Annotated in this window: 13 protein-coding genes and 1 tRNA gene; 1 reads left to right on the forward strand and 13 read right to left on the reverse strand. The window is 43.1% G+C overall.

Annotated features, from left to right (window positions below; all coding sequences use genetic code 11):
* Position 1 precedes the first annotated feature (1 nt).
* The 3 genes from nusA to C8D97_RS12670 all read right to left on the reverse strand — a co-directional run bounded on the left by nusA (position 2) and on the right by C8D97_RS12670 (position 2,208).
* A complete protein-coding gene (gene nusA / locus C8D97_RS12660; RefSeq protein WP_109764159.1) occupies positions 2-1,501 on the reverse strand; it encodes a transcription termination factor NusA in 1,500 nt (499 codons plus the stop codon).
* Positions 1,502-1,521: 20 nt separating this feature from the next.
* Complete coding sequence (rimP, locus tag C8D97_RS12665) at positions 1,522-2,025, reverse strand: ribosome maturation factor RimP (RefSeq protein ID WP_210204940.1); 504 nt, start codon at positions 2,023-2,025, stop codon at positions 1,522-1,524.
* Between the two features lie 106 nt (positions 2,026-2,131).
* Positions 2,132-2,208 (reverse strand) — tRNA-Met (locus C8D97_RS12670).
* A 130-nt stretch (positions 2,209-2,338) separates the two neighbouring features.
* Here C8D97_RS12670 and C8D97_RS12675 point away from each other — a divergent pair.
* On the forward strand, positions 2,339-6,826 hold the full coding sequence (locus C8D97_RS12675; RefSeq protein WP_109764160.1) for an EAL domain-containing protein: 4,488 nt from the start codon (positions 2,339-2,341) through the stop codon (positions 6,824-6,826).
* A 21-nt stretch (positions 6,827-6,847) separates the two neighbouring features.
* Here C8D97_RS12675 and C8D97_RS12680 read toward each other — a convergent pair whose 3' ends face one another.
* The 10 genes from C8D97_RS12680 to nuoF all read right to left on the reverse strand — a co-directional run bounded on the left by C8D97_RS12680 (position 6,848) and on the right by nuoF (position 19,215).
* Positions 6,848-7,936, reverse strand: a complete 1,089-nt coding sequence (locus C8D97_RS12680; RefSeq protein ID WP_109764161.1) for a mechanosensitive ion channel family protein — start codon at positions 7,934-7,936, stop codon at positions 6,848-6,850.
* A 1-nt stretch (position 7,937) separates the two neighbouring features.
* Positions 7,938-9,368 carry an NADH-quinone oxidoreductase subunit NuoN gene (nuoN, locus tag C8D97_RS12685; protein ID WP_109764162.1) on the reverse strand — a complete coding sequence of 477 codons (1,431 nt, stop codon included), beginning with the start codon at positions 9,366-9,368 and terminating at the stop codon, positions 7,938-7,940.
* Positions 9,365-10,903 (reverse strand): NADH-quinone oxidoreductase subunit M, encoded by a 1,539-nt coding sequence (locus C8D97_RS12690; protein ID WP_109764163.1) that lies wholly within the window; start codon positions 10,901-10,903, stop codon positions 9,365-9,367. Before C8D97_RS12690 ends, nuoN begins: the two co-directional genes overlap by 4 nt.
* 83 nt (positions 10,904-10,986) lie before the next feature.
* The gene (nuoL, locus tag C8D97_RS12695) at positions 10,987-12,954 is read right to left on the reverse strand and encodes an NADH-quinone oxidoreductase subunit L (protein ID WP_109764164.1); all 1,968 of its coding nucleotides are present in this window, start codon (positions 12,952-12,954) and stop codon (positions 10,987-10,989) included.
* A 3-nt stretch (positions 12,955-12,957) separates the two neighbouring features.
* Complete coding sequence (gene nuoK, locus C8D97_RS12700) at positions 12,958-13,263, reverse strand: NADH-quinone oxidoreductase subunit NuoK (RefSeq protein ID WP_109764165.1); 306 nt, start codon at positions 13,261-13,263, stop codon at positions 12,958-12,960.
* A complete protein-coding gene (locus C8D97_RS12705; RefSeq protein ID WP_245411447.1) occupies positions 13,260-13,934 on the reverse strand; it encodes an NADH-quinone oxidoreductase subunit J in 675 nt (224 codons plus the stop codon). The genes nuoK and C8D97_RS12705 overlap by 4 nt, the downstream gene beginning before the upstream one ends.
* A gap of 61 nt (positions 13,935-13,995) precedes the next feature.
* The gene (gene nuoI, locus C8D97_RS12710; RefSeq protein ID WP_109764166.1) at positions 13,996-14,490 is read right to left on the reverse strand and encodes an NADH-quinone oxidoreductase subunit NuoI; all 495 of its coding nucleotides are present in this window, start codon (positions 14,488-14,490) and stop codon (positions 13,996-13,998) included.
* 32 nt (positions 14,491-14,522) lie between these two features.
* Positions 14,523-15,548 (reverse strand): NADH-quinone oxidoreductase subunit NuoH, encoded by a 1,026-nt coding sequence (gene nuoH / locus C8D97_RS12715; protein ID WP_109764167.1) that lies wholly within the window; start codon positions 15,546-15,548, stop codon positions 14,523-14,525.
* Complete coding sequence (gene nuoG / locus C8D97_RS12720) at positions 15,541-17,832, reverse strand: NADH-quinone oxidoreductase subunit NuoG (RefSeq protein WP_109764168.1); 2,292 nt, start codon at positions 17,830-17,832, stop codon at positions 15,541-15,543. The genes nuoH and nuoG overlap by 8 nt, the downstream gene beginning before the upstream one ends.
* A 96-nt stretch (positions 17,833-17,928) precedes the next feature.
* A complete protein-coding gene (gene nuoF / locus C8D97_RS12725; protein WP_109764169.1) occupies positions 17,929-19,215 on the reverse strand; it encodes an NADH-quinone oxidoreductase subunit NuoF in 1,287 nt (428 codons plus the stop codon).
* Between the last annotated feature and the right edge of the window lies 1 nt (position 19,216).

The raw sequence follows: 19,216 nt of genomic DNA on the forward strand, positions 1-19,216 counted from the left end.
ATTAAGATTCTTCATTTTCAAACCAGGGTGCCCGAGCTGCGAGTATTATTTCGCCTGCTTTTTGTTCGGTCATCCCCTCGATTTCAATCAACTCATCGACAGACTGCTCTGCCAAATCTTCCATGGTACGGATGCCCATGCCTGCCAATTTATAAGCCAGCTGCTTTTCCATACCATCCATATTAAGCAGGTCCTCAGCAGGTTCAGAAGCATCTAACTTTTCTTCGCTGGCAATCGCCTTGGTTAATAAAACATCTTTGGCACGAGCTCTCAACTCCTCGACCAAATCTTCATCAAAGTCTTCAATTTCTAACATTTCTGCCAGCGGTACATAAGCGACTTCTTCCATCGTGGTAAAGCCTTCCTGCACCAATACAGCCGCCAAGTCTTCATCAACACCTAAATCGTCCATAAAGCTCTTAACAATACTTTCGCTTTCAACCGTATTTTTCGCTTCAAAATCGGCTTCGGTCATAACATTCAGCGTCCAGCCGGTTAGCTCACTGGCTAAGCGTACGTTTTGACCGGTACGACCAATGGCTTGTGCCAACTGATCTTCATCCACCGCAATGTCCATGCTGTGACTGTCTTCGTCCACAACAATAGACGCCACTTCAGCAGGTGCCATGGCATTAATCACATACTGTGCCGGGTTATCATCAAACAGAACAATATCGATACGTTCGTTATCAAGTTCCCCTGAGACAGCCTGAACACGAGAACCGCGCATACCAACACAGGCACCCACAGGATCAATTCGTTTATCATTGGTTTTAACGGCTATCTTGGCGCGAGAACCAGGATCACGAGCGGCACCTTTCAATTCAATCACTTCTTCAGCGATTTCAGGAACCTCTATACGGAACAATTCAATCAGCATTTCAGGCCGTGTACGGCTGACAAATAATTGCGGACCACGGGCTTCAGGCTTAACCGCATAGAGTAAACCTCTAATACGATCGCCGGTTCGAACGGATTCGCGCGTCATCATTTCTTCACGCGGAATAATTGCCTCGGCATTGTTACCCAAATCAAGAATGATACTTTCGCGGTTGGCCTTTTTAACCACGCCAGTGACCAGCTCACCCACTCGGTGCTCAAATGCTTTAACAACTTTAGCTCGCTCAGCCTCGCGAACTTTTTGTACGATAACCTGTTTTGCAGTTTGTGCCGCAATTCGACCAAACTCTATCGATTCAATTTGCTCTTCAACATGGCCGCCAACTTCAATTTCAGGCTCTTCAACCTGAGCAGCCGATAAGCTGATCTGTGTATAAGGCGATTCAAGGCCGGTATCGGTATCTTCAACCACTTCCCAGCGGCGAAAAGTATCGTACTCACCCGAGACGCGATCAATGGCAACGCGAACATCAATTTCACCGCCATTTTTCTTTTTGGTCGCTGTTGCAATAGCTGCTTCCAGAGCTTCAAAAATCAATTCTGGCTCAACATCTTTCTCATTGGATACAGCGTCAACTACCAATAGTATTTCTTTACTCATAGGTTAAACCTCGGTTGTACTTACTTCTCACCAAAATTTGGGACAATATTAGCTTTATCGACATTGTCGAAGGCAATGGTAAACACCTGCCCATCGACGTTCATTAGTACTTGCTCACCTTCTACAGAAAGCAGTACGCCGCGGAAGTTACGCCGCCCGTCAACGGGTGCGTGACTTCTTAATTTAATTTCTTCACCTTCAAACCGCTGAAAGTGTTCAAGCTTGAACAATGGCCTGTCCATTCCCGGCGAAGACACTTCCAGATTGTAATGACCCGATATAGGATCTTCGACATCCAGAATGGCACTGACTTGGCGACTGACGGTGGCACAGTCATCAACATTTATGCCTTGCTCATGGTCAATAAAGACGCGCAGTACCGAGTGGCGTCCTTCTGCTACGTACTCAAGCCCGACAAATTCGAAGCCAACCGCTTCAACGGCAGGCTCAATCAGACCATTCAGTTCTTCTATAACCGCCACCAGAGCACCTCTTAACCGTGTGTATAAACAAAAAATGGGCATAAAACGCCCATTTTTCAAACAACCTGTGGGCGAAATACCGCACCGTTATTTTCGCTTTGCCTAACAAAAAGCCCCATAAAACGGGGCTTTTTGATATAAAAACCTGTGGTAGCGGGGGCCGGATTTGAACCAACGACCTTCGGGTTATGAGCCCGACGAGCTACCAGACTGCTCCACCCCGCATCAAAGTGCCGGAATTTTAACGAATACGAGCAAGAATCACAAGTATAAGGCATAATTAACCTGAATTCGCATAAGACGAATAAATTTTTGGCCACAGTAAGCCATGCGTCAAACAGGATATTAATACTTAATGATGAGCGTTATTTTTCGAAGCCTCTGTGTACTACTGTTCAGTATTACTGTTTCAGCAAAACACCAGCCTTCTCATTCAACCCCCTATTTTAAGCAACTTTCGCAAGAACAAGGATTGAATTCCCGCTGGGTCAAAACCCTGGCTCAGGATCCCTATGGCTTTATCTGGGTTGGTTCTGCTAACGGCTTACAACGATACGACAGTTACCGTGTTATCGATATTAAAGGGCCGGATAATATTTTTGAAGGCTCCCTAGTTTCAGATTTATTTCTCGACTCAAGTAACCGTTTATGGGTAGCCAACGAAAAATCAGCCTATTCCATAGATCCAGGCACTCTTAATATTAAAGAACAGTTATTTGAAGGCGATCAGTTCAGCCAAACGACCTCTCACCCTGTATTGCAAATCAAACAGGACAGCAATGATACTCTCTGGTTTGCCAGATGGGATGGTATTTATTATCTGGAACAAGGCACGCAGGTTGCCAAAGCATTTAAAACACCTCTGACCGAAATAGATTTCAACAACGAAGGAATTTTAAGTGTAGCCGCATTTCAACAGCAAATATTTATCGGCACAACACGGGGACTTTATGTCACCGACAAAAAACAACAGCGCTTAAAAAAAGTACGCTTTGCCGAACTTAACCACCCTGCACTTAATGACGCGGCTGTTCGTGATATAGCAGTAATCCAGCAGCATATATGGATCGCCACAGAACAAGGTTTATTCCAGCTTTCAATTGATGCACTTATCGATAACCAGATCACACGAACGCCCGTATTGGTACCTGCTATTAGTTATTCGTTTCGTCAATTTAATAATGAAACATGGGTCGCCACTGCAGACGGTGTCTATAAAATTAATCACAGTACTCAACATTTATCCAAAGTATTTAATTTGAATAATGGTAACTTCGTCAGTCAGAACAATGCGGTTTACAGTCTGCTATTTGATCAACAAGGCTACCTATGGATGGGCACATCTGGCAACGGTGTATTCCAGTGGGATCCACAGAGCTTATCGGTTACCTCTTATTTACGAAATCAACAAGATTCTTCTCGCTATGGTCAGTTTTCAAATATCTGGTCGATTTATGCGGACGAGAACAACACCTGGGTGGGTACAGAAAACGGCTTATTTAAATTTAACCGCGATTTTGAATTAATCAATGAATACCAGATAACTCCTGAAGACTGGCATCACACTGAACGAGCGGTTTATAAAATTGTCGATGTTGATTATCAACTATGGCTTGCCACCTACCACGGCATTCGGGTATTTGATTCTGTTTCTCAAAAAACCGCCGAGTTACCAGACAAACACAAGGCACTTAAACAACTTATAAAGCAACGCAGCTATACCGCTTTACATAAAGATAATAACAACAACTTATGGATTGGACACAGTGACGGCGTTTCTGTTTATTCTTTAGAGACGAAAAAGTTTTTAAATGATTTTACCAACACTGCTGACCAACCATTTGATAAAACGGTCTTTTTTATACAACAGGACAGTTTTGATGATATCTGGCTAGCATCCAACAAAGGACTATATCGTGCAAATACAAAAGACTTTACGCTTAAAAAAATCTTCCAGCAAACCTTTAAACCCGACGATCCTTTTTTAACGGCATCTGCCATCCATCGTGAAAATCAGCATGAATTATGGGTCGCCTATTCGGGGGCGGGGCTGTATAAATTAAGAGTTAAAGACGAAGGCAGCGAAGTAATAAAACATTACAGCAGCAAGAATGGACTGCCAGATTCAACACTCTACAGTTTGTATAAACATCAGGGTAATTTCTGGATCGCCAGCCATCAGGGCATCATTAAGTTCAACACTGAAAATAATAGTTTTACTCAATTGACAGCCTTTAATGGCATTGCCGAAGAAGAGTTCAATCAGGGAGCACATACCCAGCTCCCTTCAGGTGAATTAATTTTTGGTAGTGTTAACGGTTTATTTAAAATACAACCCAAAAATATTTTCCGAGAATCAAAAAGTGCTTATCCGGTCACCATCAGTCAAATTCAGTTAATAGAACCTTTTCAAACCCACGACTATTTCATTCCATCGGTCGAAACGCTCACTCTTGATCGCAGCGCCATTGGCTTTAATGTATTTATTACCGACCAAAATTATTTCAGCACTAAAAAGACAAACTTTTATTATTGGATTGAAGGAAAAACAAAACGGGATCCAATAGCTACCACGCAAAACATGATAACGCTTGCTGGCTTGCCCTATGGTGACCACGTTTTGCATATTGGTGTATCTGGCAAACCAGAAACGGCAAATTTGTCACTACCTTTTACTATTGCACCGCCACTATGGCTTACAGATGCTGCTTTAGTTGCCTATGTACTGGTCTTATTATTAATGACTGGCTTAAGCTTGTCTTTTTATTTCAAGTACAAACAAAGAAAACAACAATATACGGCTTCATACCAGGCAAATAAAAAACGACTGCAACTGGCACTAACGAGTTCTAACAGCGGGCTTTGGGACTGGAGTAAATTTAAGCATGACGAAGTATATAAGCGAGCAGATTATTTAGACAACTTTACAGCCATGAGTCTGTCTGATCATATTAGTAAAATACACCCCGACGATAAAAACTTATTTATCGAAAAGTGGAGTGCTTTTGTTCAGAGAAAAAGCAATAGCTTCGATTGTGTTTATCGACTTAACCATCAAGGTAACTTTATCTGGGTACATGATTTAGGAGAAATGACTGATGTTAAAAAAGAAGTTGCCTTACACGCAATGGGCACATATACAGATATCACCCAGAGTAAAAACTATCAGGATAGTTCCAATTTATATGAGCAAACTTTTCAAAATACTAATGATGCCGTAGCCATAATCGATCAACACTTAAAAATCGTGTCAACCAACCCAACACTGCTTACATTAACGGGCTACAAAGAAAAAGACTTACTAAACAACTCCATTGAGTTTCTGCAAACAGCGCAACAGCCGGTGGATTTTTTCAGTCAGATAATATCAATTATTGATGAGGATGAACATTGGTCTGGTGAAAGTTGGCTTAGAAGTCAGAAAACATCTAACCTTCCTACTTATTTGAAAGTAGGCCGAACCACTTCAAAAGACAGACGGCTTTATTATTTTATATGGAACGATATTAGTGCACTCAAACAAACCGGTCATAAACTTAAACAACTGATTAATTATGATGCATTAACACAGCTACCCAATCGAAAGCTTCTTATAGAACGAATTGATCACGCGATTGATAAAGCGAACCACTTAAAACACAGTCTGGCAATTATCTTGCTCGACCTGGATCATTTTAAGTCCATCAATGACTCTCTTGGGCATCGCTCCGGGGATGAATTATTAATAGAAGTATCTTCCCGACTGAAGCATTGTTTGCACAGAGATGATACACTAGCACGAATTAATGGTGATGAGTTTGTCATTTTGCTTGAAAAGATTGCTCATGAAGAGCAGATAGACTTTCTTTGCCAGCGTTTACTAGAAATCATGAAGCAGCCATTTAAACTGCAAAACCATACGGTGATTATGACACCGAGCATGGGAATAAGTCAGTATCCTGATAACAGCCGAAACACTCAACAACTACTAAAGCATGCCGATATGGCCATGTACCATGCGAAACGTAATGGTCGAAATACTTTCAATTATTTCTCGGAAGAAATGACTCTGCTGGCTGATGAACAACATACATTGGAGCAAGAGCTTCGAGCTGCTGTTAAAAGCAATGAACTCTATCCAGTATTTCATCCTCGATATGAATGCAAATCGAAAAAAGTTATTGGAGTTGAAGTGTTGCTTCGGTGGAGAAAGTCATCAGGACAACATGTTGAGCCCGATAAATTTATACCGGTAGCAGAAAAGCTCAACTTAATATTACCAATTACTGATAAGCTATTAACTGATGTATGTTACCTGGTAGAGCAACATGAAGAAGAACTGCAACATTTACAGTTTTCAATCAACTTATCGGCCAACCACTTTTTAAATTATGATCTGGTTGGCGTTATCAAAAACCGTTTGCGTGAACATGACATTAATTATAGCAATATTGAACTAGAAGTTACCGAAAGTACCTTAATGCAAAATAAAAGTAACTCTGCACAACTGCTTTCAGAATTAAAGGATCTTGGTCTAAAAATCGCTATTGATAACTTTGGTTCCGGTTACTCTTCGCTGAACCACTTTAAAGATTTTGATATTGATCGACTCAAAATTGATCGTTCATTTATTCGCGGTATTGGCATTGATGGCAATACCGAAGCTATCATCAAAACAATTATTCAGTTATCCAAAACCATTGGTGTAGAGGTGGTCGCCGAAGGAGTCGAGAACAGTGAGCAACTTAAGTTTTTAGAGGCTAATAACTGCAGTTACTTTCAAGGCCACTTACTGTCAAAGCCGCTGAATCAAAACCAGTTATTAAAGCTCATTGGCAATGACAACAGTAGTTTAAACCATTAAAACTTTATCAAGTCGCTCTGTTTAGTCGGAGTGATTATTCTTTTCAGGAACTTGATACAGATGCACATCTCTCTGTGGAAAAGGAATGGACAAGTTATTTTCATTTAATGCATTGTACACTTGTTCATTTAATTCATCGGAAACTCGTCCTCTTAACTCAGGATTAGGCACCCAGCAAAGTAGCTCAAAATCAAGAGATGAGTCTCCGAAATTTCGAAACCTGACCCGTGCTGCCGGATCATCACATATCGACTTATTATTTTCTGCGACTGACATCAGTGCTTTTCGAATCAATTGAATATCAGATCCATAAGCAAGTCCAACTTTAACCCTGATACGGTATTTTTCATGGGGACCTGAAGACTCATTAGTGATTTTGCTGTTGCCCATGATGGCATTGGGAATGGTGACTTCAACATCATCCCTGGTCAAAATTCGGGTACTTCGAATACCAATATGCGTCACTTTTCCGCGCTCACCTCCATCTAACACAATATAATCACCAATTTGATAAGGCGCATCTGCCATAATAAACACACCGGCAAATAAATTGGCCATGGTATCTTTGGCTGCCAATGACATGGCCAGACCCAATATCCCGGCAGACGCAATAATTGGCCCAACATTGATATCCCATACCACAAGAATAAAATAAGCGCCTGTAACAATGGATAAAATCAGCAATAGATTTTCAAATAGAGGCAATGTTCTTTTTTGCACAAATCGGCTGGTGCGCTCTGAGTTTGCAGATTTACTTAACGCAAAGTGGACCACCTTATAAATAAAGCTGCCCCACAAAATAACCACAAAGGTTGCTTCTATAGACACTAAAATTTCAAGCCAGATTGGCTCAAGAGAGAAACTCTGAAAAGCAAAGTAGAGCGCTATAAAAATAATGCTCCAACGTACCGGTGTCTTTAAGTTTTCAACCAGCAGGTCATCGAGTTTATTTTCTGTTTTTGAAGAACCACGCCAATGCAAATGACGAAAAATAAAAGTTGAAAAAGACGATAACACCAATCCTGCAACCAACCATAGTGTTGCCTGTATCCAGGGATTGGGTAACCACAACTTGATAAAGTCTGCGAAAGTCTGCAGTTGCTCAAACATATTAACTCAGTGCCATCAGGCAGTAACGATAAATACTGTCCGGAATCAATCCTAACAAGAGTAACGAGATACAGTTAAAGGTAATGGCAAAACGAATGCTTCGGCTCGGTAAAAATGAAAACTCCTGCTCTGGCGCATCAAAGTAAACCACTTTTATAACTCGTAAATAGTAGTATAGTCCAACCACTGAAAAGACGATGGCATAAACGGCCAGTTGCCAATAACCCGAAGCAACTAAACTGCGAAAAATTTCGAGCTTTGGCCAAAAGCCAATAAACGGAGGTAATCCTGCCATAGAAACCATGACAAAGGTTATCATTAATGCATACCAGGGATTTTTGCGACCCAGCCCGCGCATATCGTCCAGTGTTTCATATTCATAGCCGCTGCGACTCATAAACACAATCAAACCAAATGCGGCAAGTGCCATTAATGCATAGGCCAGCACGTAAAACATAGATGCGGCATAGCCGCCATTATCGCCAGCATAAAACCCCAGAATAAAATAGCCCATATGAGCTATACCAGAGTAAGCCAGCAGCCGTTTAAAATTATCTTGTGCTATCGCCACAAGATTACCTAATGCAATGGAAACAATACCCGCCACCAGAAGTAATTGCTGCCAGTCTATGGCTAATGGTTCAAGTCCATCTACCAACAACCGAATGGCAAAGCCAAATCCGGCAATTTTTGGTGCACTAGCAATTAAAGCAGTAACCGACACCGGTGCACCCTGATAAACATCAGGAAGCCACATATGAAACGGAACCAGCCCCAGCTTAAAAGCAAGACCAGCCACCACAAACACAACTGCAAATTTTGCAACCAACGAAAAGTCACCTTCAACTGCCAGAGCTTTTGCCATGGAATCCAGTTGTAAATGACCGGTAACCCCGTAAAGCAGCGATATCCCATAAAGCAAAAAGCCGGAAGCAATAGCGCCTGTGACAAAATATTTAATCGCAGCCTCAACGCCCAGTTTATTGTCACGCTCCATCGCTATCATGGCGTACAAGGTTAACGATAATAATTCCAATCCTAAATACAGTGATAGCATGTGATTAGCCGACACCATCACCATCATACCGAGTACCGCAAAAACAGTAAGGCTGTAATACTCCCCTCTTAAAAAGCGGCGACCTCGAATAAATACCCGAGCATAAACCAATGACACACCCGAAATAATAATAATCCCTATTTTTAATAACTGACTCAGAGAGTCTTTAACAAAGGTGCCGCCATATGCAACTACCGGTTCAATATTTACCTGGCCCAACAAATAAACCAAAATAGCCACCAGACCAATTTGAGTGGTCACGTAACACAATTGTTTTTCTCGATCATTGGAATAAAGATCGATCATCAATACCAGACACGCCAGTATCAACATCAATACTTCCGGCAGAAAAGGGGTAATATCAAACGAATTCATTCTATGCACATCCCTTCCAGCGTTAATTTACTTTGTATGCCGCACTCCACTAAATGCTCAACGGAACTGTTCATTACATCAAACATAGGCGCCGGCCATACGCCAAACATAATCACCAGTATGGCAAGCAGCAATAACATACAAAACTCGCGCGGAGACAAATCATCCAGTGCCGCAATTTTTTTATTTTTAGCAGCGCCAAACATAACCCGTCGGTACATAAACAAGGTGTAGGCAGCGCCCAGAATTAAAGTTGTTGCCGCCAGGAGCGCGTACCAGATATTCGTTTGAAAAGAGGACAGAATAACCAAAAACTCACCGACGAAACCGGATGTACCGGGTAAGCCTGCGTTGGCCATAGCAAACACCATAAAAAGAGCGGCAAATTTAGGCATCGCATTGGCGACGCCACCGTAATCGTTAATTTGTCGACTGTGTAACCGGTCATACAGCACGCCTATGCACAAAAACAAAGCGCCAGAAATAAACCCATGGGACAACATTTGTACCAAGCCGCCCTGCAACCCCATAATCGCTGCGTCTGTTTTATTGTCTGTCGCTAAAGCAAACACAATAAAAAATCCAAGTACCACAAATCCCATATGAGCGATGGACGAATAGGCGATTAATTTTTTCATGTCTTTTTGTGCCAGAGCCACAAGCCCGATATAAACAATGGCCACCAGCGACAACACAATCATCATATCGGCCCAGTAAAATGACGCATCGGGCGTCACCGGTAAGCTGAATCGAACAAATCCATAGGTGCCCATTTTCAGCATAATGGCCGCCAGCACAACCGAACCACCAGTAGGCGCTTCGACATGAGCGTCAGGTAACCAGGTATGCACTGGCCACATTGGCACTTTTACGGCGAATGCCAAAAGAAAAGCCCAGAAAATATAATGTTGCGCATTCATCGGCAATGGCAATTGCTGCATCGACTTAATCGAAAAACTTTGCGCCTCTATGCCCAGATAAATCAGGGCAATCAACATTAAAACCGAACCTAAAAAGGTATAAAGGAAAAACTTAATGGTGGCATAAACTCTGTTTGGACCACCCCAGATGCCAATCACCAGAAACATCGGGATCAACATAGCTTCCCAGAACACATAAAAAAGAATCGCATCGGCGGAGGCAAAAACACCGTTCATTAATCCGGACATCATTAAGAAAGCTGCCAGATACATGGCGACCCGATGTTCGATGGAACGCCAGCCAGCAATCACAACAATTACTGCAATAAACGATGTCAGCATTATCAGGGGCAACGAGAAACCATCTATCCCGAGAAAATACTCAATGTTTAACGAATCAAACCAGATATCCCGCTCAACAAATTGTAATGCTGCCGTTGTATTATCGAACGCCAGATAAACCGGAATGGTCAGTAAAAAGGTTGCAATCGCCACGGTAAGTGCAAACCATTTACTGAAGGTTTGTTTTTTCTCACCCGTGCTGAACAGCAATATACAGCCGCCGATTACCGGCAACCATATTAACAGGCTTAACCATGGGACTTGATATGTCATGCCATCATCCGTTTTTTGTTGTTCTGATTCATCATGCGAATAGCACTAACCTTTTTAAACGTTTAGTTCAATTGATAACTGCATTAAACATTAAGTTGTGGCCAAAAGAACCATATCGATGCGGCCAACAATCCAATCAACATCATTAATGCGTAGTGATACAAATAGCCGCTTTGAAATTTACGACTGATTTGACCAACAGCATTGACTAATTTAGCGCTGCCATTAACGGCCAATCCATCAATCAGTTTTTCATCGCCGAATTTGGAGAGCCCTTTACCGGCCATCATGGTGATCGGCACAATCACTTTCTGATTAAAGGCATCAAAATAATAATGGTTATCGAGTAGACGTTTGAGCGGCGCAAACTGATTGGCTATTGATTCGGACAAAGAGGGTTTGATGACGTAAACCAGCAACGCGGTAAACAGACCGGCCATCATCAACCAGAAAGGCAACGTTTGAAAGCCATGCAGTGCGAAACTCCAGACATCAACAAACTGACGCGAAACCATGGCCAAGGTATTATGTTCTGGCTGCACCCTTATCGCGTCATTAAAGAAGTTTCCAAATAGCAGCGGCTCTGCGGTCCACCAGGCAATCATCACCGAAGGAATCGCCAACAGCACCAGAGGTATCCAGATAACTCGCGGAGATTCCTGCAAGTGTTGCCGGGTATCGGCATTCATACGTTCTTTGGTATGGAACACCAGAAAGAACATTCGAAAGCTGTAAAGTGCGGTAAAGAAAACCCCAAACAATAAACAGTAATAGGCAAAGTCACTGCCAACCAGAGATGCATGACCAACCGCTTCGATAATAGCGTCTTTCGAATAAAAGCCGGAGAAAAACGGCATACCCACTAACGCCAGTGTACCGATTAATGCGGTGATCCAGGTTATCGGCATATACTTTCGGATATTCCCCATTTTTCGAATATCCTGAACATGATGCATGCCAACGATAACCGAGCCTGCCGCCAAAAACAGTAACGCTTTAAAAAACGCATGGGTCATTAGATGGAACATGCTTGCTGCATAAGCGGATGCGCCCAGTGCTGCCACCATATACCCCAGTTGTGATAAGGTCGAATAGGCCACCACTCGTTTTATGTCGTTTTGTACAATACCCAACAGCCCCATAAAAAAGGCGGTAATGGCACCAATGATCAATACAAAGGATAACGCTGTAGTCGACAGCTCAAATAATGGAGACATTCGCGACACCATAAACACACCGGCCGTCACCATAGTCGCCGCATGAATCAGTGCTGAAATGGGTGTTGGGCCTTCCATTGAATCTGGCAACCAGACATGCAAAGGCACCTGCGCTGATTTACCCATGGCGCCAATAAACAGACAAATGCAAATAAACGTTATCGCCGACCATTCACCAAATCCTAATGATAAGGTCGCGCCTTCTGCTGCAACAACTGTCGCCTGAGCAAAAACGGTTTGATAATCGAGTGAACCAAAATAATACAGAACGCCGGCAATACCGATTAAGAAGCCGAAGTCTCCGACACGATTAACCAGAAACGCTTTTAAATTTGCGAAAACAGCGGAGTCTTTTTTAAACCAGAATCCAATCAGTAAATAAGACACCAGTCCAACGGCTTCCCAACCGAAAAACAATTGTAAAAAGTTATTTGCCAATACCAGCATTAACATGGCAAACGTAAACAAACTTATGTAACTGAAAAAACGTTGATAACCCGGATCACCTTTCATATACCCAATGGTGTAAATGTGAACCATCAAGGAAACAAAAGTCACAACACAAAGCATTAAAGCGGATAAAGAATCCAGTAAAAACCCAACTTCAAGCGATAAACCGCCCATGGTTCCCCACTGATAGATGGTCAGGTTTACATTTGGAATATCGCCTTCAATCATTCCCCACATCAACTGAAACGATAATAAGCAGGCAACACCGACACCTATAATCGTGACCCCATGCGCTCCTCGCTCGCCGATTTGTTTACCAAACAATCCGGCAATAAGGGCTCCCATAAGCGGCAGCAAAACGATGGTCAGAAGTGTGGTTTGCATGGCTTATCCTTTTAGCTGATTAAGCTCTTCAACATCTATGGTTGAACGGTTTCGAAAAAGTGCCACCAAAATAGCAAGACCAATGGCAGCCTCAGCGGCCGCCACCGTTAAAATAAAAAACACAAAAATTTGACCTTGAAGATCATCAAGGTAACGGCTGAATGCAATAAAGTTGATATTGACCGATAGCAACATCAGCTCAATACACATCAACAGAGTGATGACATTTTTTCGGTTAATAATAATGCCCGCAACACTAATGGCGAATAATATTGCAGCAACAAACAGATAATCCGATAAACCTATCATTTGTCCTGCTCCTTATCTTTATTTTCGTTGCTCTCTTCGTCTGATTTACTGTCGGTTTGCTGGCTCGATGAACTGGATTCCATTTTTATCACTCTTAATCGATCCGCCTTGGTTACTCTCACCTGCTTATCGATATCCTGACTTTTGCGACTGCGCTTGCCTCGAAACGTTAAGCTAATGGCAGCAACCATTGCCACCAGCAATATAACGGCAGCTAACTCAAATGGATAAAAGTAATCGGTGTAGAGCATTTTTCCAAGCTCACGAATATTACTGTAGCTGGCATCATGATCCGATGGCGCTTCCATTTGCTCAAGCCCAAAGTGATTATCACCCACAAGCCAGTGCAGTATAAATAAAAACGCAATAGCAACCAGCAATGCCAATGGCAATAATTTCGTAAAACCATGTCGACGTGCGGCAATGTCGATGTCGAGCATCATCACCACAAACAGGAACAACACCATCACTGCACCAACATAAACCAACACCAATGCAACGGCTAAAAACTCTGCTTGTAACAACATCCACAAACCTGACGTTGCGACAAAGCAAAGCACCAGAAACATAACGGCTTTAACACTGTTGCGCGAAAGAATAACCATCAGGGCAGACAACAACAGTAGCGTTGAAAAGCCGTAAAAAACCAGTTGTTGAAAAGTCAGTTCCATATTATTTTTGCTCGGTTTATCTTTTTATGGATTGTCATTTTATTGTTATCGTTAATCATCATTATCGATATTTAGCATCGGCAGCCCGATCAGCCGCAATTTGTGGTTCCAACTTATCACCAATGGCCAGTAATTTTGCCTTGGTCATAATGTGCTCACCGCGTTTTTCAAAATGATAATCAAACACGCGTGTTTCAACGATTGAGTCCACCGGGCATGACTCTTCACAAAAGCCACAATAGATGCATTTAAATAAATCTATTTCGTACTTGGTTGTTCGACGAGTACCGTCACTTTGCCTTGGCCCTGCGTCAATTGTAATGGCAAGCGCAGGGCATACCGCTTCACATAATTTACAGGCAATACAACGCTCTTCACCATTAGGATAACGACGTAACGCATGCAACCCACGAAACCGTGGTGACATGGGTGTTTTTTCTTCTGGGTATAAAACGGTAATTTTCTGTTTCCACAAATGACGACCGGTGACGCTGAGCCCTTTTAACAACTCAACCAAAAAAAATGTATCAAAAAACTGTTTTAACTTAAGCAGCATAAAGACACCTGACTTGTTTAAGCGACATTCGATTAACCATTAAAGGGCCACCATTGCAATTTTATCCAGGCCGCCAGTACCACAATCCAGACAATAGTCACCGGAATAAATACTTTCCAGCCCAGCCGCATAATTTGATCATACCGAAACCGTGGAAACGTGGCGCGAAGCCAGAGTAAACCGAATAAGAAAAATGCGGCTTTTAATAATAACCAGAAGGTTCCCGGAATCCAGCTGGTCATGGCATCAAGATACGGAATGCCCTGAAACGGCGAGAGCCAACCACCAAAAAACATGATGGCGGTTAAACAGGAAACCAGAATCATATTGGCGTATTCAGCCAGAAAGAATAAAGCGAAAGCCGTACCGGCGTACTCAACATGAAAACCGGCCACAATTTCCGATTCGCCTTCAGGTAAATCGAAGGGTGCGCGATTGGTTTCTGCCACACCTGAAATCCAGAAGATAACCAGAAGTGGAAACAGTGGAATAAAAAACCAGTCCAGAACACTGCCCGACTGCTGAGTAATAATGTCGCCAAGATTCATGCTGTTGGCGCACATCAAAACACCAACCAATGTAAAGCCCATTGCTATTTCGTAGGACACCACCTGAGATGCCGAACGCATAGCGCCTAAAAAAGCGTATTTGGAGTTGGATGCCCACCCGGCAATGATAATTCCGTAAACTCCAATCGACGTCATCGCCAATAAATAAATCAATCCTGCGTTGATATCCGCCAATACTAACTCGGCATCAAACGGAATAACCGCCCAAGCAGCAAGCGATGGCCCAATAAATAAAATTGGCCCCAATAAAAACATCGGTTTGTTAGCACCAGATGGCAGTACAATCTCTTTTGTTGCCAACTTGATAACATCGGCAAACGGTTGCAGCCAACCTTTTGGGCCAACTCGATTAGGTCCCATTCGTAGTTGCATATAGCCAATCACTTTGCGTTCGGCGTAAGTGGTATAAGCAACCGCAAGGATCAATGGCAATAAAATAAATCCTATTTTCAACAGGATCCACATTAACTCATTAAACCATTCAAGCATCGGAGGACTCCTGCAATGAAGCGGTTTCTGATTCAGCAGACGATGCCGAAAGATTTATCAGACTGTCGGGCGACTCGGTTTCTGGCAATGATTGAGAAGCCACCAAATGTTCAATTTGATCCCGGCGCCAGTTGTCCTGCCCCTGCACCGACATTTGCAAACACAAGGAGCGACGCGTCAAACTGTCCATGTCGTACATGGACAAAGGACGAGGTTTTTCGCCACCGGACTCAAGCGAATCAGGCCGCTGAAAATGTCCCACCCTTGCATCGGTTGTGCTTTCAAAGCGTTCTTTTACGGCTGCGTTTATCTCTTGCGACGAAACATAATCGAACCCATCGAGCTCCAGTAAATTACCCAATACCCGCAATACTTTCCAGGCTGGTCTTGCTTCGCCTTTTGCTTTTACTGCAGCGGTAAAGCTTTGCCATTCTCCGCACACATTGATAAAGGTACCTGAGGTTTCCGTGAACCCGGCAATTGGTAATAATACATCGGCATAATCGAGAAACTCACCTTTCGCAAATGGCGTCATCATAACCACAAACTTCGATTTTAATAATGATACTCTTGCGGCATCGCGGTAACTGGAATCGAGTTCCGGCTCAGTATTCATTAATAAATAAGCCGACAAGCCTTTTTGCAACATCTGCTGAGTATTCCAACCACAAATATTACTTTCTTCTGCAGCTGATAAACGGTGTGGTAATGCTCCGGCAATGTAACCGCCTGCGGTATTGGCACCCGCGGTCAATTCACCAAAGGCGCAACCGGACAAATCACTGATTGTTTTCGCCAGCCATCGTATATGACTGCTTTTTGAATGCTCCAGTGCCGACTGCCCTACTAACAAACAGGCGTTATCATTTATTCGAAGTTCACTGGCGATGGTTTGCTGATCAGGTGTTGGTTTAATATCAACAAATAACTCCGTAAGCTCAGCACTCACTTCTTTATGTTGCTCAATTAATGCTGCAACAATACCTTGCAACTGCGCTAATAAATCTGAAGCAGGCACCGAAACATTGGGCGACACTTTAAAATTGTTTTCGACTTCTCCTGAGTGAACCGACATCACACGACCATGCCGCGTAGATTTTCGAAGTCTCAAGGCAAGTAATGGTTGTTCACGCCTTAAATCGGCATCGATTAATAATGTGGCATCCATGTCTTCAAGCGCATCAATATCAAACTCCATTCCGGGAAACATCGGCGCTTCAAACTGTGATGAAAAATCCACTTGCCTTAAGCGATGATCGATATTGTGACTGCCTAATCCTCGCATTAATTTTTGCGTTAAATACATTTCTTCCAGAGTTGCAGAGGGTGAAATTAACGCCCCAATATTTTCAACGCCTTCAGATTGCTTGATATTATTTAACTGGTCACAAACATGCGTTAATGCCGTTTCCCAGTCACAAGTTTGCCATTGCCCATCTTTCTTTATTTTAGGCTGTGTCAGTCGCTCGCTATCGGTAACCGATTGATAGGAAAATCGGTCACGATCACTGATCCAGACTTCGTTAATTTTTTCATTTTCTCGAGGCACAACCCGAATCACTTCACCACGACGATGATGTATCTCGATGTTAGTGCCCAAACAATCGTGCGGAGAAACTCCGGCGGTCGACTGCATCTCCCAGGCTCGTGCTTTATAACGCGATGGTTTTGCGGTTAAAGCACCCACCGGGCATAAATCGATAATATTGCCCGACACTTCCGACTCAATGGACTTTTCGATATAAGTGCCAATTTCCATATGTTCGCCGCGACCGGTTGCGCCCATTTCTCGCATACCAACCACTTCGGTTCCAAAACGTACGCAACGAGTACAGTGAATACAACGTGTCATATCCGTTTCTATCAGTGGACCAATATTTTTATCCTGTACCACTCGTTTACCTTCGGTAAATCGCGACACATCGTTACCAAATCCTAATGCAACATCTTGCAACTCACACTCACCACCCTGATCACAAATGGGACAATCTAAAGGATGATTTATAAGCAAAAATTCCATCACCGACTTTTGTGCAATTCGCGCCTTGGTTGAGTTGGTTAACACCTTCATGCCATCTGCGACAGGCGTTGCACACGCGGGCACTGCTTTTGGAGAATTCGACACATCCACCAGACACATGCGACAGTTGGCCGCTACCGATAATTTTTTGTGGTAACAGAATCGCGGAATATGCATGCCTGCATCATCAGCAATTTCAATGATCATCGATCCGGTTTCCGCTTCAAGCGAAACACCATCAATTTCGATCGTGACTGTACCCATAGTTATCTCTTGGTTATGTAACGTTAATTAATCTAATGCCATTCAACAGAAAATACCTGAGTGATGACACTCAACTTTTTAATGCTTGATCCACACTTATGCTGCATTTTGCTGATCGTCGACCCAACGTCGACCGGTGCGGATCATATGTTCAAATTCGTGTTTGTAATGTTTTAAAAAGCCCCCCATCGGCATGGCAGCAGCATCGCCTAAGGCGCAAATGGTTCGCCCCATAATATTGTCTGCAATGTCTTGAAGGTTATCTAAATCTTCTATTTTTCCTTCGCCGTCGAGAATTCGGTGCAATACCCTGGACATCCAGCCAGTACCTTCTCGACAGGGTGTGCATTGACCGCAAGATTCTTCGTAATAAAAGTGGGCGGTACGGGCAGCCAGCTCAACCATGCAAGTGCCTTCTTCAATCACCATGACCGCTCCTGAGCCAACCATGGATCCGGCCTTTCCTATGGCGTCGTAATCCATCGTAATATCCATCATTACTGATGCGGGCAATACAGGCGACGAAGAGCCGCCGGGGATCACGGCTTTCAGCGGTTTATCACCGCGCATGCCACCGCACTGCTGCAGTAAATCTTTAAACGGCATACCCATCGCCACTTCATAATTGCCGGGCTGTTTAATATGACCAGACACGGAAAATATTTTTGTTCCACCATTATTGGGAATGCCCAAATCGAGAAACCACTGCCCACCGTGTTGTAAAATAACCGGCACCGAAGCATAGCTTTCCGTGTTGTTCACATTTGTCGGTCGACCAAACACTCCGTAATTCGCCGGAAAAGGCGGTTTAAATCTGGGCTGACCTTTTTTACCTTCAAGGGATTCAATTAATGCGGTTTCTTCGCCACAAATATATGCGCCAGCGCCCATATGATTGTAAAGATCAAAGTCGATGCCGGAGTCCAGAATATTTTTACCGAGCAACCCTTCATCATAAGCTTCTTTTAACGCCTGTTCCATTCGTGCAAACGGTTCATAAAATTCGCCGCGCATATAGTTGTAACCCACTGTTGCTGTCATAACATAGCCGCCAATAGCCATACCTTCGATCAACTGATGTGGGTTAAAACGCAAAATATCTCTGTCTTTAAAAGTACCCGGCTCACCTTCATCGGAATTACATACCACGTATTTTTGTCCTGGCATTCCGCGAGGCATAAAGCTCCATTTCAAACCGGTTGGAAAACCTGCACCACCTCGCCCACGAAGAGCAGATGTTTTTAATTGCTCAATAATGTCATTCGCTGGAGTTTTATTTTTTAAAATATCTCGCCAGACCTTGTAACCACCGACGCTTTTATAAGCCTCTAATGTCCAGGGTTCATCAAGATGCATGGTTCGGAAACACACTTCGTTTGCCATC

Source organism: Pleionea mediterranea, from assembly GCF_003148745.1.
Taxonomy (GTDB): Bacteria; Pseudomonadota; Gammaproteobacteria; order Enterobacterales; family Kangiellaceae; genus Pleionea; species Pleionea mediterranea.